Source organism: Fulvitalea axinellae (genome assembly GCF_036492835.1).
GTDB classification, from domain to species: Bacteria; Bacteroidota; Bacteroidia; order Cytophagales; family Cyclobacteriaceae; genus Fulvitalea; species Fulvitalea axinellae.
Map to the genome: position 1 here is coordinate 4109864 of NZ_AP025314.1, position 22756 is coordinate 4132619.

A 22756-nucleotide genomic window follows, 5' to 3' on the forward strand; every position below is an offset into this window, starting at 1 on the left:
AATCGTATCAGAAAAAACGATACCTCCTCATAAGCGCATATTCAGGATCAAAAGGGCTTATTTTTGTATTATACCGTCTTTATATTACCGTTTTTCATGAGTTTAAGTTGCCTTGTACATGTGTATAATTATGCTTTTCACTCAATAAAAAATTCTATTCACAGCTGAATCAGGTAAGGATTTGAGCTGTTTTGAGCAAATCAATTTTTGAATCATCGATTTCTTTCAAATTACTTACAATCAAGCCCAGCTGTAAGACCTTCCCCTATTCTCCCACAATACTTTTGTCTCGATACTCGACCTTAGTATCATCTTATTTTCAGCCCCTTTCGCTTACTTATGTTCAACAATTGATCTCATGGCAACGACAACTTTACGCCTTATTATCTTCAGGTCGGTTTTCGCAATTATCGCCACTTTCCTTATTTGCGGTGAAGGCATTTGCCAATCCCCTCCAAGCCCATTAATCCCGCTCGGCAGTAAAAAGTGGGTCGGAGGGAACTGGGGATATTGGGGCACCCCTTCCAATTGGTCTCCATACGGCGTCCCTTCCCCTTCCGACATAGTGGAAATCAGTAAAAAATCGGACGTGTATGTAAACGGAAACTACACCTGTCGACGCATTGTGTTTGGGCTAAAATCAGATTCCAATTCGCAGAAAAAGGGAAAGACATACGACGCTGACATATATATTTATAGCAGTCACCAACTGACTGTGACCGAAGGTATCTGGCAAAGAGGCGGAACGGAAAACGACGGAGACGGACTCCCTAAAATGGACCAGAAGACGAAACTTTACGTCGAGAGTTCAGGGAAGCTTGTCACCGCTTCCATGACGGTTTACGGGAAGCCGGTTTTTAAAGAAATCAAAACCTACGATAACTCAACAGTCGAGTTTTCTTCTTCCAATACACATATTTATATACCTAAAGCGAAAAAGGGGTACAGGAATCTCCGAATCCTGCCTACAGGGGGCGTACAGGTATCCGAACTTTTGGACAAAGTAGAAGTGGAGCTTGATTTCACCACAAATGATAAGGTGAAACTCAAATTATTGGACGAGGAACTTAAACTTGAAGGCAACTGGATCGGAAAAAGCCATTCCACGGAAGTAACTAGCGCCAACGGAAAGATCATTTTCAAAAAGAACAACAACCAATCGATACTTGAAACCCACACCGTACCCAACATTGAATTGGACAAAGGCGGAGGGCTGCTCACCATAGTCGACAGTCTACGTATCTCGGAACGATTGGAGCTGAAAAAAGGCGACATAAAAACCAACGGACGACTGCACCTTCTCGCAACCTCCGGAAAATACGCTATTGTTCCCGAAATTGATCACCCAAACGACATCGATATTGACGGCGATGTGCTTGTTGACCGGTTTTTTGAAAAACCGGCTGGCTACAACCGACCCGCCGACTGGTATAGAATCGGTCCCATTGTGAAAGGCAACACCCTTCACCACTGGGACGCCCTTTTCAACCTTGTTACAAGCAGCACAAAAAGTAGTATTACGAAATTTGACGAGGCTACTTTCGGACAATACGGGAATTCCAACACCAACCACTGGGTCCCGATAATGGATTTTAACACAAGTCTGCAAGCCGGAAAAGGATACAGAACGTATTTCTATAATTCGGCCATAGACAACGGAACTATCTCTTTTACCGAAAAAGGCGAACTCGCCACGGGAAATGTCTACATAAACACTACCGCCAGCAACTCCCCTTGGCGCTACGGTTTTAACTTGGTGGCCAATCCGTACGCATGCACACTTTCTTGGAGCTATCTGCTAGACGAACAAAGCGACGAAGACGATTGGGACCACGCCGCTTACGTTTGGGATTCTTTCAACGACAATTATATAGTCTACCTCAGTTACGCCAATTCCAATTCCCTCAACATCACAAATTACCCCACACGCGACACACTCGCTTATGACAGAATAGCCCCGGGGCAAGCATTTTTCGTCTTTCAGTGGCCCGTCGGAAACCGAACCTTCAGGTTTACCGAAGAGGCGAAAACCAATGAACGGGACATGATCCATTACCGTACTGACGAAATCGAGCAGATGCCAGAAACACTGACCCTCGGATTAAAAGACCAAGACGGAAATTCCTCTTTCACAAAATTTCTTTTTGGAGAAAATAACAGCAACGCTTTCAAACGAAACGAGGACGCCTTTCAATTCGGGGGAAAATACGTGTATCTAGCCTCAAAGGCCACCGGCATTATCCGGGATGAAGAAGCTACGCATAACTTGAGCATCAACTCCATGCCCTATCCCGAGAAAGATTCCACGATGGCCTTAACTTACGGAGCCGCTTTTTACGGTAGTTACACCATGGAATTCCATGATCTTGACCTGCTCTCGAACAAAAGAGACGTTAATCTTTACGACAGCTTCTCTGACATATGGATAAATCTTAGGGAACAAGATCACTACACGTTCCAAGTAGTGGAAAATCCGGATTCTTACGCCTTTGACCGCTTTAAATTACGTTTTGGCCAAAGGCCTTACATGGATAATGTTACACTGAATTTCCCGACTGGCTTATCGGCGGGAATTAACAGCCAAATGACCTTGCCTCTTTATGTCAAAGACTTCAAAAAGATGAAAGAAATGGCATTTGGACTGGAATGGGACCCGGAAAAAATCTCTGTCGAAAGTGTTGAGAACCCCAGACTCGGCAACCAATCACTTGACCTTTCTGACATAAGCAACGGAAAAATCAGTTTCGACTGGAACAAATCCGAAGCTATAAACCTTACAGCCAACGACACGCTACTAGCGCTACAATTGAAATTTGTCTCCGCCGACACAGGAAAAGTTCATATCAATATCAGGAACGCCACCGGCAAAGGTCTTTCCGTAGAAGAAGAGCAAGAAACAGACGCATCTTTCACAACACGTGATGCCGTTATCAAACTGCTTCCGAGAGCGAGCCTCAACAGTGTCGTGGAAGATTACGAAGGAAACAACCTTGATGAAATCCAATGGGAAATCAGCGTAAACGGCCAACCTTGGGCTACTTTTGAGCCTGAAGCCGGCATCAAAGAGTGGAACCTTGTGCTCGGCGACAATGTCCGTTTAAGGGGTTCTCGAAAAACGGATAACGACATTTCCCCAAACGTCGCCGACCTGATACTGACTCGCCGACACATATTGGGAGTCAGCGAATTCGACAACCCGTATTTGACCTTTGTAGCTGACGTAAATAACGACTCAAGAGTATCCACTATCGATGTGCTGAAAATAAGAAGGGAAATACTTGGCATCGAAAAAGACGACTCTCCTTGGGTAATCGTTCCCGAAACGGAGCTGGACAAAATCGTCCGCAACGAGTACGAAGATCTGAGCGAAGAATATTTCATACAACTGAACGGTGACGGAGGAACCGCCAGTTTTACCGCTCTCCGCCGTGGCATTGTTTCCCAACTAAGTCCTTCGCCTACCAGCAGAGTCACAGGACAAGAGGTCAATGTTACCGCTGGAATCTCGTTTCTCGATAAAGACGGTATACTGAACGTGCCAATTAAAACGGAAACAGAGTCTCCGCTCTCCGGCCTCCAATTCCCTTTCAGTTGGGACAAACAGGCTCTAGAGCTAGTAGGATCGCAAGAGGTCACGGAAGGCGAAAGCCATATCGGCAAACCGAACGACGGAAATTCCTCACTAATTTGGCATTTGCCGATCGAAAACGGATCCCCACTGCAATCCGGTGACCACTTGATAAACCTTAAGTTCAGGGTAAAGGACAAATCTTTCGTCGGCCAAACGGCCATAAACATTGGCCAACCCGGAAACGTAACTCCATTGGCTGTAAATGAGAACCTTAAAGAAATAGCCCTTAACGGATCACAAGTCGATATTCCATTGGAAGACTTGCTGTCGGGAGACATCCAGTTCAGGGTCGGGCCGAATCCGTTCAACAATGTTTTGCATTTGGAAATATACAGCCCGGAATCAGTAGGCGGAACGGTCAGTTTCTTTAGCCCTGGAGGAAAATTTATTGACAAAATAAACCTTGAATCCTCTTTAGGCTCCCGCACGTTTGATTGGAACTTCAATTTGAGAAAAGGAAAACGACTGGAGCCCGGAATTTATCTTTACAAAGCCGAGATCGGAGAAAAAGTGTTCGTAGGAAAAGTATTGGCCAGATAACCGAAAAGCACTCCTTTTATATATAAAGAAAGGCTGTTTTCCTCCATTGGAATACAGCCTTTTCTATTTCTCAAAGACAATTAGCAACTCCGAAATCCCTATTTCTTCTTCTTTTTCTTTTTCCCTCCGGGAACAATACCCAGTTTCATCAAATCCTTAACGACTTTCTTTCCAATGGACTGGCCTAACTGAACCGACCCTGTCGGCTCAATCGTATCCGTTCTTGCCGTATAAACCAAACGGTCTTCCTGACAAGTATAAATCGCTACCTCTATCTGGTATGTCTTTGTTTCGGTCCAATATCCAGGGCTTTGCGACAACCTCCAGCTAGGGTACCAATAATAATACGCGTACGGTTGAGGAAAATAATAGCCGTATGGGCCTCCGCCCCAATAACCGTACGGTCCAAAATCCGGCGATGGCGGTGTATACGTTTTGTTTTTCTGAAGACCTAAAAGCCTGAAAAACATAACGGCGCCCACGTCGAGCTTCTTCATCGCCTCCTCAAACTCCTCGTTATTCTTGTATTTCTTCTTCAGATCCAACATAGTGGAACCGTCCTCTACTTTAATGTCCTCCTTTCCAAACGCCTCTATCACGCCTTGCGAAAACGCCGTGTTGTCGAGTCGCTTACCCAGCATCGACACTACCGCAAAGCTATTGATTTGAGTTCCTTTGAATTTTGAGTTTTCCCAACTGGAAATCAACGACGTATTGGAACAAGAGTTTAGGCCGAACAGTAACACTAAGCTGAACGCGATTAGGCCGATTCGATGAATTTTTCTCATGATTACTCCTAATTGATGTTTTGGCTATTAAATTCGATAACAATCACCTAAGGCTTTCCCCACAATTCACCCGAATTAATTTCAGCCGAACCGCCGGTTATGCGTACTTTTGCACACCAAGAGGCCAAACCCTATCCAGAGAACTGATTTCGCCCTTTTACGTTCCGATGATCCTATAAAAATATGTCGCAAGGAAGTTTCGTTATATACCGTTCGTCCGCCGGATCCGGCAAAACCTACACCTTGTCAAAGGAATACCTGACGCTGGCGCTCAGGGGCGACTTCCATTTCAAGCATATTCTGGCGGTGACTTTTACCAACAAAGCCACGCAGGAAATGAAGTCGAGGATCATCGAATTCCTGCACGACATCAGCTTAGGTGGCGAAACCGGAATGGCGGAAGAAATAGCGGGAAGGCTGGAAATAGATGTCGAGGAACTCAGGCAACGCTCCGGGCGCGTGCTTTCGAATATCCTTCACGGCTACACTCACTTTTCGGTCAAAACGATCGACAGTTTCTTTCAGGACGTCATCCGGGCATTCACCAAAGAACTTGGTCTTCAGGGAGGAACACAACTGGAACTTGACCAGGACAAAGTGCTCGACGATATCGTGGACAGGGTAATCGCCGACGTGGGACAGGACAAACGCTTGTCCAAATGGCTTCGTCAGTTTGCGGAACGAAAAGTGGAAGACGGCAAAGGCTGGGATCTCAGGCACACGATCCGGGAATTCGGGCGCGAGCTTTTCAAAGAGGAGTTCAAGGCCATTGAGAGGGACATCCTCGAAGTGACCGAGGATCCGGAGTTTATTCCTTCGTTCCTCAAAAAAATCTACGTCATCAGCGCCGAATTCGAGGAAAAGATGGCCGGTTTCGGCAGGAAAGCCCTTGACGTAATGCGGGATTTGGGACTTACGCTAGATGATTTCCCTTACAAAAAATCCAGCTTCGCCAATTACTTTCAGAAACTCGCCTCAAAATCCGAGTTCAAACCCGGAAGCAGGGCTATCTCCGCCGCTGACAACATCGGGAAATGGGCGACCAAAAGCACTCCCGCCGGAAAACGGGCGCTGATTGACCAGGCTTACGCCGATATGAACGACGCCCTCACGTCCGCGATCAGGTATTACCAAGACAAAGGATATATCTACCATACGGCCCGCGAGGTTCTGCGCAACGTTTACGCATTCGGGATCATGAGCGATTTGGCGAAAAAACTCCGCGAATACCGTTTGGAAAACGAGGTGATGCTGATTTCCGACTCGTCTGAATTCCTGAACCGGATTATTGAGGAAAACGACGCCCCATTTATTTATGAAAAAGTCGGAACGAAGTTCAAAAACTACCTTATAGACGAATTCCAGGACACCTCGGGCTACCAGTGGGGAAACTTCAAGCCGTTGATCCAAAACAGCCTTTCCGAAGGAATAATGAAAGACAACGGCGAAATAGAGACGAACTTGAGCCTTTTGGTCGGCGACGTAAAGCAATCCATCTACCGCTGGCGTGGCGGCGACGCCGATTTGCTCCAACACCAAGTGACACAAGACATTCAGGAAGGCGAAACCGAAATCCGAAACCTTGATACCAATTGGAGAAGTTGCGAAAACGTCATCGCTTTCAACAACGCTTTTTTCGCAAGTGCACCCCAAGTCCTTGAGGAACAAGCCCAACAAAAACAGGAAGATCTGGAATTTCAGGAAGTAAGGGAATACCTGAACGAACAGACTAAGAAGATTTCCCTCGCTTACGAAGATGTGTTCCAGAAATTTCCCGAGCACAAAAAAAACAAGCCCGGAGAGTTCGGCGGTTACGTCCGGATGGATTTCGTAGGAAAAGAGGAAAACGAGGACGGCGAGGAAATGACTCCGAAAGAAATCACTTTGGAACGGATCCCCTCCATCATAGAATCCCTCCAGGAAAAAGGTTACGCCGCTTCCGATATCGCCTTTTTGGTCCGCAACGCCTATCAAGGCACAATGATCACCGACAGGATGATCGACTACGCCAAATCTGAAAAAGCGAAAGAAGGCGTTAACTACGAAGTCGTGTCTTCCGAGTCGCTTTATCTTCGCAACGCTTCCGTCGTCCGCATACTTCTGCATGCTTTCCGGGCCCTGCGCGATCCGAAAAACCGTATCGCCAAAAATTCGTTGGCTTACGAATACAATACATATATACTGGACAAAGACGCCGAAGCGGATAGCTTAAGCGACAAAGAATACGCAGACGACACTCTACCTGCCGATTTTAGGTTCGAACAAGAGTTCCTATTAAAGCTTCCTTTGGGAGAATTAACGGAGACATTGGCCCGGATTTTCAACCTCAGCGCCATAAAAAGCGAAAACGCATACCTTCAAGCGTTCCAAGATACCGTAGCCGAATTCGCAGATAACCAAGCCGACGACCTTTCAAGTTTTGTGGAATGGTGGGACGAAAAAGGCCGGAAGAAATCCGTGAAAATGTCGGAAGATCTGGACGCCATGCGCGTGCTTACCATCCACAAGTCCAAAGGCCTTCAGTACAAAGTCGTGCTCGTCCCCTTCTGCGATTGGGATATCGACCATAACCCGCACCACCAAAACGTGCTTTGGTGCCCGACCAACGTACAGCCTTTCGACGAAATCCGCCGACTGCCGATCAACTACGGAAGCAAACTCGGCGAAACGGTCTACGCCACGGACTATTACCGCGAACAGGTAAAAAGCTATACCGATAACCTCAACCTTCTCTACGTAGCCTTCACCCGCGCCGAGGAATGCCTATGGCTCATCGCTCCGGACGATGCCCCTACGGACAAAAAAGGAAACCTAAAGATAAAAGGTGTCCACCAGCTGATCCGCTACGTAATGGACCATCCCGCCACCGCCGAAACCATCATCGACCTCGGGCAATATTGGCAAGCGCCCGAAAACCGCTTCGAGCTCAACAACCTTGAAGGAATAAATACCAAGAAGAAAAAAGAACCCGCCGGCACCCAATCGCTAAACGAATACAACAGCTACGATTGGCGAAACCGGCTGGAAATCGCCCGCAAGTCCCAAGACTTTTTCAACAAAGACTTCCACGGCGAACGCTCCCGCATCAATTACGGAATCCTGCTCCACGACATCCTCTCGCTAGTGATCCGACCTGAGCATGTGGATAGTGCCTTAGACGAATACCACCAAAACGGCCTAATCGATTCCGAAGAGCGCAACTTCCTCCGCCAAAAACTGGTGGCGTTAGTGAACCACGAAAAAATAAAAGGCTGGTTCGCCGAAGACTGGACCGTAAAAACGGAAGTCCCCATACTCCCAGAAAGCGGCGAACTTGCCCGCCTAGACCGCGTAATGCTCAAAGATGACGAGGCCGTTATAGTCGATTACAAAACAGGCTTCCGCAAAGGCCAAGACATTCGCCAAGTAAGAGACTACACAAAGCTGTTGGCGCAGATGGGCTATAAGAAAATCGAAGGGTATTTGCTTTACTTGGAGGATATGGAAGTGGTTAAGATCGTCTGACCCGCCCTCTTATTTCAACAGCGACTCTCACAAGATTAAAACCAGTCATCCTTACTATTTACCACTCTTAAAGAGACGAGAATTTCAGCTGTACTTTTACACATTATTTTTTTGTGACTAATTTCACTTATATAAGATTATATATCCCTACAAAGTGGCCACTATTTTACGGAGGCAAACCAAAGAAAATACCTGTAAAAGACGATATTCAACGAATAAGACTAAAAATTGTTATCCCCATCGTGCTCGTTTTTTATTTTTACATTATTTACACTATAGAGTAAGAAATCTTACCGAAATATTAATTCGTGACATATATCAGGTTTTCTTTTTTAAAAAATTTACGAATATCCAGTATTGATCCATATCAAAAACATGCCATCAAACGGTAATTTAGTATCATGTAATATTCAATTATTGTTCTTTAGGCAAATATTATTCTATATTGGGACAAGAATCGCAATTTTTAAACCACTCATCAACCATTTTGAATTTGTAAAATATGGGTAAAAGATTACTTGCATTATGCACAGTATTTTTCTTGTCCCTAAGCGTAGTCTTAGCGCAGGAAAAAACGGTCTCGGGTACCGTGACCGCAGAGGAATCAGGTGAGCCTATTCCTGGAGTAAGTGTCCGGGTCAAAGGAACAACGATCGGCACGATAACGGATATTGACGGTAAATACACGATCAAGGCTCCCGCTGATTCTAAGATCTTGGCCTTCTCATTTATCGGACTTGTGACTGAAGAGATTAAAATCGGAAGTCAATCCAAAATTGACATGGTCATGACTGCTGACCTTAAGCAACTCGAAGAAGTTGTGGTTATCGGTTATGGAGAAGCAAAGAAAAATACATTTACAGGTACAGCTGTCAAAGTAGACGCAAAAAAGCTTGAAGCAAAAAACGTAGCTAACGTTGCCCAAGCCCTTGCTGGTGAGGCCGCTGGTGTTCAAGTTATCAACACTTCTGGGCAGCCTGGCACAGCACCTACGATCCGTATTCGTGGTTATGGTTCTGTTAATGGTAGCCGTGCTCCTCTTTATGTTGTAGATGGCCTGCCTTTTAATGGTAACATCAGCTCATTGAACCCTTCAGACATTGAGTCTATGACAATCTTGAAAGATGCGTCAGCGACTGCTATTTATGGATCAAGGGGCGCTAACGGTGTTGTTGTTATTACAACGAAGAGAGGTAGTTCTAGAAAATCAGACATCGAAGTCGAAGCCAAATTTGGCACCAATATGAGATTGCTTTCTGAATATGATGTAATCTCTTCTCCAGAGGAATTCACGGAACTGACTTGGCAAGGTTTGCGTAACAAAGCTCTTCTGAACCAGCAGAAAAGTACAGTTGACCCAAAATTTAATGACGCAGTTCAATACGCAAACACGTCATTGTTCAACACTGCTGAAGGTATTTCGCCTTTCTACAACATGTGGAATGCTGAAGGAAGCGCTCTTATCAACCCTGCAACAGGACAATTCAACAACGGTATCACCAGAAAATACACCCCTGAAAGCTGGGAAGACCACCTCTTTGACAACGCAAAAAGAACCGAGCTTAATGTTAAGTTTAGTGGCGGTAATGACAAGAGTCAATTTTATACGTCTTTTGGACTCTTGGATGATCAGGGATATTATATCAACTCTGATTTTAAGCGTTACACAGGTAGAGTTAATGTGAGCCACAAAATCCGTTCTTGGTTAAGTGGTGATATGAATTTGGGCTATACTCGCTCTGAAAGAAACTCTCCAGGTCAGACTGAAGACTCAGCAAATGGATTCTGGTACCTAAATAACATTCCGTCAATCTATCCTGTCTACATTCGTGACGAAGACGGAAAACTGATTGAGGATAAAGTACTTGGTGGTTACAGATATGACCTTGGTGATGGAAACGGATCAGGTCAAAGAGGGTTTAGCCCACTCGCTAACCCTGTCGCTACTACTAACTTTAACGTGGACGAGAGAATTGTTCATGAAGTTTCTGCAAAAGGCCGTGTTAAGGCAACCTTTACAGATTGGCTTAGTGCGAGCACTAGCTTCGGATTGCAGTTCCGTAACAGTTCAAGGGACCGCTTGAACAATGCCTTTTACGGACTTGGAGAAGGTCGTGGCGGTAGCATCACTAAGAATAAATACGAGACATTCTCTTACACATGGCTCAAAATGTTGAACTTCGACAAGTCTTATGGCTTGCACAATATTTCTGCCTTTGCCGCTCACGAAAACACCCTTTTCGAGTACAAGTACTTGTATACTTCAATGAGCAACTTGGCTGACCCATTTGGAAGAGAATTAAACAATGGTGTCGTTAGCACTCCTGGAAGATCTTATATCGAAGATTACACCTTGGAAAGTTTCTTTGGCCAAGTGAAGTATGACTTTGACGAGAAGTATTTCGTTCAAATGGTTGTTCGACGTGACGGTTCGTCAAGATTCTTGGGCGATAACAAATGGGGAAATTTCGGTTCATTGGGTCTTGCTTGGGCCATTTCTAAAGAAGACTTTCTCTCTTCTGTTGGCTGGTTAGACTTCTTGAAGTTAAAAGCTAGTTACGGTATTATCGGTGACCAAGGCACAAGCTACTATCCTGGTTATAACAGGTTCAAAGTTCAGAACAACAACGACAAGATCGCTTTGTCTTTTGATTACAAAGGTAATCCTGACTTGACTTGGGAAACGTCCAAGATGTTGCAAGCTGGATTCGAATTCCAAATCTTCGACCGCATTAGTGGATCGGTTGACGTGTATAGAAAAGACACTGAGGACCTCGTATTTGACAGAAGAACAGCTCCATCTTTGGGTTATGCGATTATCAAGGTTAATGACGGTTCGATGAGAAACCAAGGTATTGAATTCTCTTTGAACGCCGACATTATCAAAACGCACGACTTCAATCTTAGCTTCAACATTAATGGTGCTATTGAAGACAACGAGATCACTAAGATGCCTATAGAGCCTGCTACTGGCGAGCCTAAAAAGATTGATATCGACAGCTATTTCGGACGTTCAGAAGGTCGCTCACTCTACGATATCTACACGACAAAGTTTGCAGGTGTTGATCCGCAGACAGGTAAATCTCAATGGGAGCGCTATTACTATGAGACAATAGAAAATGGCGAGTCAGTGAAGACTACCATCAAATCATTACATGATGAGGCCGAAAAAGTCCCAGAAGGAAAAGAGATTAAAAAGGAACTCACGACCGATTACTCTGACGCAACAAGGATGTACCTTGACAAAACGACTATTCCTAAAGTCAGGGGAGCATTTGGCTTCAACGCTGGATATAAAGGCATCTCGCTTTCTACGCAATTCCTTTACAGCTTAGGCGGTTACGCTTATGACAGGCAGTACGCAGGTCTTATGGGTGATAATACTCCAGGTAACAATAACTGGCATACTGATATCCGTAATAGATGGCAAAAACCAGGTGACGTTACAGATGTTCCAGCCTTGACTGCTGGGGAGAACACTAACGTGTCGTCTGCATCCTCAAGATTCGTTACGAAAAGTGACTACTTAGCACTTAACAACATCAGACTAGGTTACTCACTCCCTTCTAAAGTTGCGGAAAAACTGTCTCTGAAATCAGTGCAGTTCTGGGTGTCTGGAGACAACCTCTGGGTATTCTCAAAACGAGACGGATTCAACCCGATAACATCTGAAGCGGGAACTTCAAGTGTGTACACTTACACACCTCTCGCTACATTTACTGGTGGCCTAAAAGTTAACTTCTAATTCTGGATCTTATGCGAAAAATATATAAACTCATTTCTGCAATAGTCTTGCCCGCCACAATGCTGTTTGCGTGCTCTGACGACTATTTGGAAACGGATATTACAGAATTCCTTTCCGACAAAGGTCTTGACGAGGCTGCAAAGTATAATCCTGACTTGCTTAACGGTAGTGTTGCTGGGCTTTATACTTTGATGATCAACCGTGGTACTGGTGGCACAACAGGACATGATGACATTGGGCAAAAAGGATACGATATTTATTCGGATTTGCTCAGTGGAGACATGGTTCTGACAGGAGTAAGATACGGCTGGTATGAAGATGTAACCCGTATGAAGGTGACCGTAAATTATTCGGAAACCGAAAACTACAGACCATGGCGTTACTATTACCGTATCATCTTTAATGCGAATATTATCATTGACGCATCAGTAGATGAAAACGGCAAGGCAAAAAACGATGATGTTAAGCACAATCTTGGCCAAGCCAAAGCCATGAGAGCTTACGCATATTACTATTTGGCCAACCTCTATGCCAATGAATACAACCCTAGCGAGCCTACTTTGCCGTTGTATACAACTGTCTCGGATGAAGCTGAGCCTTTAGCGACAGGAAAAGAGGTGTATGACACCATCATTCAGGACCTGGAAGACGCAAAGATGTACTTAGCGGATTTTGAAAGAGGAAATGAAGCGGGAGATAAAAATATCGTAAACAAAGATGTTGTAAATGGTCTCCTTGCATACGTATATGCAACTACAGGGGATTACGCAAAAGCAGTAGCTGCGGCTGACGCTGTCATTTCTTCATCTAAGTACCCTATTCTTCCAAAAGATGAACTAACGTCTAATGGCTTTAATAATGTTAGCACTCCATCATGGATATGGGGATTCGATATCAAGCTAGCTAACGACCTTGACTTGCGTTCTTGGTGGGGACAGATGGACATCTACACGTACAGCTATGCGATGGCTGGTGACAGAAAAGGGATGGACCACGGTCTGTACAAAAGTATAAGGGATACTGACGGAAGAAAAGACCAGTTCGCTGCCAGCGGAGGTCAATATCTCCCAATTAACAAGTTCTATCATCCTGAAAGAAAAGTTGGTGGACAAGGTGACATTACAACTGATTATGTCTACATGAGGATTGAAGAGATGTACTTGTTAAAAGCTGAAGCATCTGCAAAAGCTGGAGATGATGCGACCGCTAAGGCAGCTTTGCTTGAATTAGTCTCGAAACGCGATAGTGATCCTTCTTATGTAAGCAGTCTTTCTGGCCAAGCTCTCAAAGACGAAATCTACAAGCAGTTGAGAATCGAGCTTTGGGGCGAAGGAAAGAGTTACTTAGCGATGAAGCGTAACAAAGCGACTATCACTAGAGAAGGACACCTTTTTGAGAATATCTCAGTACCATATAACGATGATAGACTCACAATGGAAATCCCAATCCAAGAGATACAAAACAACCCACACTTGTAATAATATTAAGTTGACAAAAAAGAGCGATTATAAAAATCGCTCTTTTTTTGTTTCATTATTTCCAAATAGAGCCAATTCAATTTTTGTCAATTTCAACGAATACATTTAGCTTTCGTTTTTTACGGTAAGACCTCACACCTTATGAAACACTTGGTTCTTAAAATCTTATTTCTGTTTTCTCTTTTTGGGACGCTCAACTCTCTCAACGCCACCCCCTGGCCCCAAAACCGCCCGACAAACGTTTTCATCTTCAAAATAGACGACACCATCGACCCGAGGATGAACCGGCGGGTCGACTTAGCGCTAAACCAAGCGAAACGGGACAGCGCCGACCTTATAATCATAGAGATGGACACTTACGGAGGTGCCGTAAACGACGCCGACGACATTCGGACAAGGCTCCTTAATCTTGACAGGCCCGTTTACGTGTTTATCGACAAAGACGCTGCCTCCGCAGGCGCCTTGATCTCTATCGCTTGCGACAGCATCTATATGGCGCCGGGTGCCAGTATCGGCGCCGCAACCGTGGTTACCGGCGAAGGAAAAGCCGCTCCGGACAAGTACCAATCCTACATGAGGTCCGTAATGCGGACTACCGCCGAGGCCCGCGGGCGCGATCCAAGAATAGCGGAAGCTATGGTGGATCAAAACATTCAGATCGACAGTATCTCACAAGAGGGCAAAGTGATTACCTTCACTACTTCCGAGGCGATAAAATACGGTTTCTGCGAAGCCCAAGAAAAAGATATCGAAGGCATACTGACTCGTGTCGGCATCAAGGACTATAAAATCCAAAGGTTTGAACTTTCCTCTTCGGAAAAAATTATCTCGATTTTCCTAAACCCGTTTGTCAGCGGAATTTTGGTGATGATCATTTTAGGCGGACTGTACTTTGAGCTACAGTCTCCTGGGGTCGGATTTCCCCTACTCGCCGCCGTTATTGCCTTGGTACTCTATTTTGTGCCTTACTACCTCAACGGTCTCGCCGCCAATTGGGAAATGGTGATTTTCTTCATCGGCTTGGCGTTGCTTGCGGTCGAAATATTTGTGATTCCCGGCTTTGGCGTTGCCGGTTTTGCCGGAATTACGCTTATCGTAAGCTCTCTAATCTTGGTGATGCTCGACAACGACTTGTTTGACTTTTCATACGTCTCGGGCGAAGACATCACACGGGCCACAGCCTCCATTCTCGGCGCAATGGTCTCGGCTATTGTAATGGCCTCAATTCTCGGGGCAAAAGCTAAAAAAATCGCATCTTTCAGCAAATTATCCTTGGAGGATACACAAGACCGCAAACAGGGCTATACAGCGAACTTCAAAAACAAATCAATGGTCGGTGTAAAAGGGAAAGTCTATTCTAGACTGCGCCCAAGCGGTAAAATCATGATTGACGGCGAACTATATGACGCCTATAGCAGAGGAGAGTTCATCGACAAGAATGATGAAGTTGTTGTCATTGGAGAGTCAGGAAATTCTTTGCAAGTCAAGAATATCGATTAATTTATCAACTTGTTTTGCCACAAAAGAAAAGCGAGAAGATTCTGTCTTCTCGCTTTTCTTTTGTGTTATATCTCGCTCTGGCACTAGCCCAAGAACGTGATAATCTCCCCGAAAGAGAAACAGATTACCATAGCCCAAAACGCTGCGCTCAGGCCCATATAAATCATTATTCTGCTTGGCCGCACTCCGAAAGCCACAACCACCAGCGTGCCTATTATCGGAGAAAAAAGCACTGGCGTCAAAAACGCCACACCCGGCGCTCCCCAAAGCTTCCACACCTTAACAAACCTTCGCCTATTGGGAGTGAACAATGGCTTCCCTCTTCGTTTTCGCCCCAGCGGAATCTTGCTGAGAACCTTGCGAATCCCGGAATGGAAAAACGACAATACAATAACTGTAGTCATCATCCCCGCTACCGTAGCGCCCCACATTTCAAAAAAACTCAGATTCATAGCGGTACCGATCACCGGCCCGCCGATAAACTTAAACATGCTCGACAGATAAGCCGGCATTATTCGCAACACTTGTTCCCACATGAACCCCAAACTTCTCTCCTCTTTTCTTTAAAATCAAACATAGATTCTCACACCTATTTACAAACGCATTTGTAAACGGCACCTACGTTTTTCAACCCGACTTAAGCTGAATAGGTTACGAAAAATGCAAATATGATCACCAGACTTCACAAGAGTCGGGCTTACACTTTCATAACGGACAGTTTTGTCACCTCGTATAACTGAGTTTGCGAATCAGACAAGAACAAAATATGTATAGACCCCGTAACTTCCCAACAAGATCACTCCCTCAACCTTCGAAACACTTTTTCGGGAAACCATCATAGGCAGAACGGCCAAAGAGAACAGAAGCATCCACACCATATCGACCCTCAGGATTTCCGGACCGACCCCAATAGGCTTTACCATAGCGGTAGCCCCCAGAATGGCCAAATTGTTAAAAATATTCGAGCCCAAGAGATTACCCAAAGCCAAGTCGGTTTGCTTTCTGAAAGCAGAAATGACTGACGTTACCAACTCGGGCAAACTGGTTCCCAAAGCCACAATTGTCACGCCTATTACACGCTCGCTCACTCCCAACCCTACAGCAAGGGTTTTGGCGCTTCCGACAAACCATTCTGATCCGAAATAAAGTCCAATCGCTCCCAAAACCATATAAAGAATGCTTCTCCATTTCGGGTAAGGGTGATCCTCGGCCTCCAACAGGTCCGGATCCTCAGTTTCCACCAAAGCCTTTTTCCTTCCTTTGGTAACAGTATAAAAAAGATAAACAATAAGAATAGCGAATGACACCGCCCCTTCCCACGCCTTAAATTCCCCTTCCAGCGCAAACACGTAAACCATAATCGCCGAAAACATCATCACGGGCCAATCCATCTTTATGCTGTTTTTCCCTACGGAAATCGGGCAGATTATGGCAGTCAAACCCAACACAAGCCCAAGGTTACAGATATCCGATCCTATAACATTCCCTATGGCTATGTCGGAACTGCCAGCCAAGGCCGACTGTACGCTGATGAATAGCTCGGGAGCGGAAGTACCGAACGCAATTACGGTAAGCCCTACGATAAACGGTGGAATGTTCATGCCCAACGCAATCCGTGAGGAGCCTTTGACTAAAAAATCCCCTCCGAAGATGAGGACGCAAAGTCCCACCACAAGCATGACTATATCAGTGATCATATAAAGCGATTAATGCGGTATGCGCCCGCGTGGTTTGTTTTAGGCAAAAGAACGGCCCCGATGTAAACGGGGCCGGTAACGTGCCGAGACGGTTAACCCCGGCCAAAAATCTTAAAGTTTTTCTCCGTACGCCAAGTCTCCGGCATCACCCAAACCGGGCACGATATAAGCCTTTTCGTTAAGCTTCTCGTCCATTGCACATGTCCACAAACGGCAAGGGGCCTCAACATTGTTCGCAAGGTACTCCACCCCTTCAGGCGAAGACAAAACGGCGGCGATATGCACCATTTTCGGCTTTCCGAACTCAAGCACTTTATTCAATGATTTCGCCAACGACTGTCCAGTAGCCAACATCGGGTCGATGATAATCAACTCCTTGTCGGTCATATCCGGAAAAGCGCTGTATCCCAGATAAATGTCAAAACCGTCGGGAGCGTCATCAGCCTTACGGCGGTACGCTCCGATAAATCCGCTGTAAGACTTGTCAAACACGTCAAGAAATCCCTCGTAATACGGAAGTCCCGCTCTCAAAATAGGCAAAAGGATCGGCTGGTGTTCCAATACCGGTATCTCCGTTTTAGCCAAAGGCGTCGTAAACTCCTTTTTCTCGTATTTCAATGATTTCGAGATCTCATAAGCCATAAGCACGCCAAGGCGCTTCAGGTTTTTCCGGAAGCGCATGCTGTCATTCTGCACTTCAACGTTCCGAAGCTCCGCCAAAAACTGATTTGCAACCGACGCGCTTTCATTAAGACTGAATATCTCCACAGTATCAGGTGTTTTCGTTAATCGTTCACGGCAAAGATAACCCATTTTCGATCCAAGCCAAAGGGGCCGGCAAAATCCCCGCTCCGCCAACAGTCGGAAATGACGGGGGCATCGACTAACTTTGCCTCACTAAAAACGGCAACGCAACATCTCATGGAATTGTTACGACAACTATGCGCCATACACTCCCCATCAGGCGAGGAATTCCGAATGGCCGAATTTATTCTGAAGTATGTTGAAACGCATTCTTCGAACTGGAAAACAACACCGGAAATCATACACGGAGACGAGACGCAGGATATGGTTATCCTCGTTTTCGGAAAACCCCGCACAGCGGTATACGCCCACACCGACAGCATTGGCTTTACCGTAAGGTACAATGACCAATTGGTACCGATTGGCGGACCGGAAGCGGAAAACGGCTATATCCTAACCGGAAAAGACGGTTTGGGAGATATTGAATGCGAACTGACGGTTGATGCGGAAGGCCGTGTCAGGTATCGCTATTCGAGAGAAATCGACCGAGGAACAAGTCTGATTTTCAAACCCGATTTCAACGAAAACGCCACCGTTGTCAGGTCACCTAGCCTCGATAACCGGCTCGGGGTGTACAACGCCCTCAAAATTGCCGAAAACCTAGAGCACGGTGCATTGGTTTTCAGTACCTATGAGGAACACGGCGGAGGAACCGCTTCGGTAGCGGCACGCCTGTTGTACGAAAGATTCGGATTAAAACAGGCTTTGGTCTCCGACGTGACTTGGGCTACGGACGGCGTCCATATCGGCGAAGGGGTGGCGGTATCATTACGCGACAGCGGAATTCCCCGTTACACTTTTGTAAAAAGGATTCTGGACATCGCAAAAAAATCGGAAATCCCTTATCAGCTCGAAGTCGAAGCTTCGGGAGGCAGTGACGGAAGGGAACTCCAACGTTCGCCCTATCCGGTGGATTGGTGTTTCATCGGCCCACCGTCGGCTGATCCGCACAGCCCTTTCGAGACGGTGTCGAAAAAAGACATCGAGTCGATGATCGGACTCTACGAAATCTTGATGCGGGAGCTCTGAGCCAACAAACGGCCCAAACGCCTATTGCGCAGGATTTTTTCTGATCCTCAAAGAATTGTCTTATATTTGCGACTTCCTTAGAAAAAGGAAGCGTTTCACTAACTTCAATATGATGAAAGTCAAGGATAAGGAGTTCGTCAGTTACATTGAACCAGAAAGATTAGCGCAGAGGATTGCGGAGCTGGGAAATAAGATTGACGAGGACTATGCGGGGAAAAATCCCTTGTTCATCGCCGTCCTGAACGGTTCGTTCATGTTTGCCGCCGATTTACTAAGGGAAGTTGACACTCCTTCGGAAATTTCGTTCATGAAGCTGGCCTCTTATAGCGAGATGCGTAGCACGGGAAATGTCAAGGAAGTCATCGGACTTAGCGAGAACATCTTCAACCGTCACGTAATTATCATCGAGGACATCGTGGATACCGGCAACACCATGGTCCACCTGCACGATGTACTGGAAGAACTTGGACCCGCCTCAATCGAGGTTGCTTCTCTGCTTTTCAAGCCTGAAGCTTACACCAAGAAAATTAATATCAAGTACGTCGGATTCGACATTCCGAACAAGTTCGTGGTGGGTTACGGCCTCGACTACGACGGATACGGACGAAATCTCGACGCGATTTACCAACTGGCTTAAATCAGATAATTAATATAGGCTCGGGGTTCCGATTCGCCACGGCCGTTCCCGGTGCGGGCGAAGACTGTTTTTCCGGCTCCCCAAGTCACAGATTTCTAAATCCTTCGTATTATGTTGAATATCGTATTGTTCGGCCCTCCGGGCGCCGGCAAAGGGACTCAAAGCGAAAAGATCATCGAGAAGTACGACCTGTGCCATATCTCTACCGGAGATCTTTTCCGTAAGCACTTGGGCGAAGGGACGGAACTTGGGAAGTTGGCCCAGAAATACATGGACAACGGTAACTTGGTGCCTGACGAGGTCGTGATCGACATGGTTGACGCCAAGCTGCAGGAAACTAAAGACGTTAAAGGTTTCATCTTTGACGGATTCCCTCGTACTGTAGCTCAAGCCGAAGCGCTGGACAAGCTTCTCAACGCCAAAGAGACGCCTATCTCAGGCATGATCGCTTTGGAAGTGGAAGACGACGAACTCCGCAACCGCATTTTGGAACGTGGCAAAAGCTCTGGCCGTGCCGACGACCAAAGCGTTGAAAAAATCAACAACCGCATCAACGTTTACAAAAGCGAGACTAAGCCCGTAGCTGATTATTACAACGAGCAAGGCAAATTCCGCGCTATCGACGGCGTTGGATCTATCGACAGAATTTTCGGCGACATTGCGACCGAAATCGACAAGCTTTAATCAAAAAAGCCAGGGCTTCCGCCTTGCATCAAAAGAACCGGTCACGCACAGACGGGTTCTTTTTGTATCCGCAAATACATAATACGAAGAAAGAAATCTGATATGGCATCCTCAAACTTTATAGACCACGTACGCTTGTGTTCCAGATCTGGCGCTGGCGGAGCCGGGTCAGTACACTTCCGAAGGGAAAAACACGTCCCTAAAGGCGGGCCCGACGGCGGTAACGGCGGACGCGGAGGACACATTATCGTCCGTGGCAACAGCCAACTCTGGACTTTGCTCCACTTGCGTTACAAAAAACACGTGATCGCCACAGACGGACGTCCGGGCGACGGCGGATGCAGTTCCGGAGCCGAAGGGCAAGATATCATACTGGAAGTTCCTTTGGGAACGGTTGTCAAGGATATTGAGACAGGGGAAATCAAACTCGAAATCACCGAAGATGGAGAAGAGCAAATCCTGACTCCCGGTGGCCGTGGCGGTTTGGGCAACTACAATTTCAAAAGCGCAACCAACCAGACTCCACGCTACGCCCAACCCGGCGAAGAGGGAATCGAGGAATGGGTTGTATTCGAATTGAAGCTTTTGGCCGACGTAGGTTTGGTTGGTTTCCCAAATGCCGGAAAGTCCACTTTGCTTTCAGTCCTGTCAGCCGCAAAACCTGAAATTGGAGATTATCCGTTTACCACCATCGTCCCTAACTTGGGCGTTGTGGAATACCGCGACTTCAAGTCGTTTGTGATGGCCGATATTCCCGGAATCATCGAAGGCGCCGCAGAAGGCAAAGGACTCGGAACACGCTTCCTCCGCCATATCGAACGAAACTCGACGTTGCTTTTCCTTATCCCCGCCGACACCGACGATCCGAAAAAGGAATACAACGTACTATTGAGCGAGCTGGAACGCTACAATCCAGAGTTGTTGGACAAAAAGCGTCTGGTAGCCGTTACGAAATGTGATTTGCTCGACGACGAACTTATCGAAGAGTTCAAAGAAGATCTTCCAGATGACGTTGAAGTACTCTTCATTTCCTCAGTAGCCCATATGGGACTTACAGAGCTGAAAGACAAACTTTGGGACATGCTCAACAAACAAGACGAAGAGTAATTCCCCCAATATCACTGCTTCAGAAAGCCTTTCGACCTCAATCGGAAGGCTTTTTTTATTGTACAACAATCACCAAACGTCCGATTTCTTACTTGGCTTGGAGCTTTCATTCCGTGACTTTTCTCCCATAAATCGATTCCTTTATGGACACCAAACCATAAAACAATGGATTTCAGAACCGAACACGACACAATGGGCGAAATCAAAGTGCCCGCCGAAAAATATTGGGGAGCCCAAACCCAGCGCTCATTGCAAAACTTCACAATAGGAGGAGACAAAGCTAGAATGCCGATAGAAGTGATTCGGGCTTTTGCCGTTCTGAAAAAAGCCGCCGCCTTAACCAATGCGGAACTCGGTGTTCTTTCCGAAGAAAAAGCACGGCTAATCGCTCAAGTTTGCGATGAAATAACGGACGGAAAACTGGACGATCAATTTCCCCTAGTGATCTGGCAAACAGGTTCGGGCACACAATCAAACATGAACGTCAACGAAGTTGTAGCCAACCGCGCGCACGTTTTGAGCGGAGGAATTCTGAACGACTTACAAAAGTCCGTACACCCGAACGACGACGTAAATAAATCCCAGTCCTCAAACGACACTTTTCCGACAGCCATGAGTATCGCCGCTTACAAAGCCGTCCACGAATGGGTTTTCCCAATGGTTCGAAAACTCCGGGACTCTTTGGCGAAGAAATCAGAAGAGTTTAAAGACATTGTCAAGATCGGGAGAACCCACACAATGGACGCCACTCCTTTAACATTAGGGATGGAATTTTCCGCTTATGTGGCCCAGTTGGATTACGCTCTGAAAGCCATCAAACACACTTTGCCGCATGTAGCGGAATTAGCCCTTGGAGGCACCGCCGTAGGCACAGGACTTAATACGCCAAAAGGCTATTCTGAAAAAGTAGCGGAGAAAATCGCAAAACTTACGGGACTTCCATTTCTCACCGCCCCTAACAAATTCGAGGCTTTGGCAACCAAAGATTCAATGGTGGAACTTCACGGAGCCTTGAAACAACTGGCCGTAAGCTTAATGAAAATAGGCAACGATATCCGGTTTCTCGGTTCGGGTCCGCGTTCAGGGATTGGGGAAATAATCCTGCCCGCTAACGAGCCCGGGTCTTCCATTATGCCCGGCAAAGTAAACCCGACCCAATGCGAAGCTTTGACAATGGTTTGCGCACAAGTGATGGGCAATGACGTGGCGGTTTCCGTAGCCGGATCGAACGGACACTTCCAGCTTAACGTTTTCAAGCCTGTGATAATCCACAATGTGCTGACATCTGCCCGGATTTTGGCAGACTCTTGCGATTCCTTCGAAAAAAATTGTGTCGTGAATATCCAGGCCAACCCCGAGCGAATAAACTCCCAGTTAGAAAATTCACTGATGTTAGTCACTGCGCTGAATACCCACATTGGTTATGAAAATGCAGCTAAAATCGCAAAAAAGGCGTATAACGAAAACACAACACTGCGTGAAGCTGCGATTTCGCTTGGTTTGTTAACGGACGAGCAGTTTGATAAATGGGTCGTTCCCTCCAAAATGATTGGGCCTGTGGAAAAATAAGGTAAGGAAGGATTCCCAAATAGACTTTTATATCCTATTAATC

The 22756-nt window shown here is 46.2% G+C and carries 14 protein-coding genes; 10 read left to right on the plus strand and 4 right to left on the minus strand.

The window, feature by feature from the left end:
• Window positions 1-358: 358 nt before the first annotated feature.
• Window positions 359-4171 carry a hypothetical protein gene (locus AABK39_RS15590; protein WP_338392270.1) on the plus strand — a complete coding sequence of 1271 codons (3813 nt, stop codon included), beginning with the start codon at window positions 359-361 and terminating at the stop codon, window positions 4169-4171.
• A 98-nt stretch (window positions 4172-4269) separates the two neighbouring features.
• Here AABK39_RS15590 and AABK39_RS15595 read toward each other — a convergent pair whose 3' ends face one another.
• Window positions 4270-4959 (minus strand): hypothetical protein, encoded by a 690-nt coding sequence (locus AABK39_RS15595; protein WP_338392271.1) that lies wholly within the window; start codon window positions 4957-4959, stop codon window positions 4270-4272.
• Between the two features lie 183 nt (window positions 4960-5142).
• Between AABK39_RS15595 and AABK39_RS15600 the strand changes: the two genes are divergently transcribed.
• From AABK39_RS15600 to AABK39_RS15615, 4 genes are all read left to right on the plus strand, one after another.
• Window positions 5143-8463, plus strand: a complete 3321-nt coding sequence (locus AABK39_RS15600; protein ID WP_338392272.1) for a UvrD-helicase domain-containing protein — start codon at window positions 5143-5145, stop codon at window positions 8461-8463.
• A gap of 502 nt (window positions 8464-8965) precedes the next feature.
• Window positions 8966-12208 carry a SusC/RagA family TonB-linked outer membrane protein gene (locus AABK39_RS15605; RefSeq protein WP_338392273.1) on the plus strand — a complete coding sequence of 1081 codons (3243 nt, stop codon included), beginning with the start codon at window positions 8966-8968 and terminating at the stop codon, window positions 12206-12208.
• 11 nt (window positions 12209-12219) lie between these two features.
• Window positions 12220-13686, plus strand: coding sequence for a RagB/SusD family nutrient uptake outer membrane protein (locus AABK39_RS15610; protein WP_338392274.1), 1467 nt, complete (start codon window positions 12220-12222; stop codon window positions 13684-13686).
• A gap of 141 nt (window positions 13687-13827) precedes the next feature.
• The gene (locus AABK39_RS15615) at window positions 13828-15186 is read left to right on the plus strand and encodes an NfeD family protein (protein ID WP_338392275.1); all 1359 of its coding nucleotides are present in this window, start codon (window positions 13828-13830) and stop codon (window positions 15184-15186) included.
• A gap of 83 nt (window positions 15187-15269) precedes the next feature.
• On the opposite strand, the gene AABK39_RS15620 is transcribed toward AABK39_RS15615, so the two are convergent.
• The 3 genes from AABK39_RS15620 to upp form a co-directional block, all read right to left on the minus strand.
• A complete protein-coding gene (locus tag AABK39_RS15620; RefSeq protein WP_338392276.1) occupies window positions 15270-15677 on the minus strand; it encodes a hypothetical protein in 408 nt (135 codons plus the stop codon).
• 258 nt (window positions 15678-15935) lie between these two features.
• On the minus strand, window positions 15936-16883 hold the full coding sequence (locus tag AABK39_RS15625) for a calcium/sodium antiporter (protein WP_338392277.1): 948 nt from the start codon (window positions 16881-16883) through the stop codon (window positions 15936-15938).
• A gap of 111 nt (window positions 16884-16994) precedes the next feature.
• On the minus strand, window positions 16995-17651 hold the full coding sequence (upp, locus tag AABK39_RS15630) for a uracil phosphoribosyltransferase (protein ID WP_338392278.1): 657 nt from the start codon (window positions 17649-17651) through the stop codon (window positions 16995-16997).
• Window positions 17652-17804: 153 nt separating this feature from the next.
• On the opposite strand from upp, the gene AABK39_RS15635 reads away from it, so the two are divergent.
• From AABK39_RS15635 to fumC, 5 genes are all read left to right on the plus strand, one after another.
• Window positions 17805-18716 (plus strand): M20/M25/M40 family metallo-hydrolase, encoded by a 912-nt coding sequence (locus AABK39_RS15635; RefSeq protein WP_338392279.1) that lies wholly within the window; start codon window positions 17805-17807, stop codon window positions 18714-18716.
• A gap of 109 nt (window positions 18717-18825) precedes the next feature.
• The gene (gene hpt / locus AABK39_RS15640) at window positions 18826-19353 is read left to right on the plus strand and encodes a hypoxanthine phosphoribosyltransferase (protein WP_338392280.1); all 528 of its coding nucleotides are present in this window, start codon (window positions 18826-18828) and stop codon (window positions 19351-19353) included.
• Window positions 19354-19464: 111 nt separating this feature from the next.
• The gene (locus AABK39_RS15645; protein WP_338392281.1) at window positions 19465-20037 is read left to right on the plus strand and encodes an adenylate kinase; all 573 of its coding nucleotides are present in this window, start codon (window positions 19465-19467) and stop codon (window positions 20035-20037) included.
• A 102-nt stretch (window positions 20038-20139) separates the two neighbouring features.
• Window positions 20140-21144 (plus strand): GTPase ObgE, encoded by a 1005-nt coding sequence (gene obgE, locus AABK39_RS15650; protein ID WP_338392282.1) that lies wholly within the window; start codon window positions 20140-20142, stop codon window positions 21142-21144.
• 165 nt (window positions 21145-21309) lie between these two features.
• Window positions 21310-22713, plus strand: a complete 1404-nt coding sequence (gene fumC / locus AABK39_RS15655; protein ID WP_338392283.1) for a class II fumarate hydratase — start codon at window positions 21310-21312, stop codon at window positions 22711-22713.
• Window positions 22714-22756: the final 43 nt, after the last annotated feature.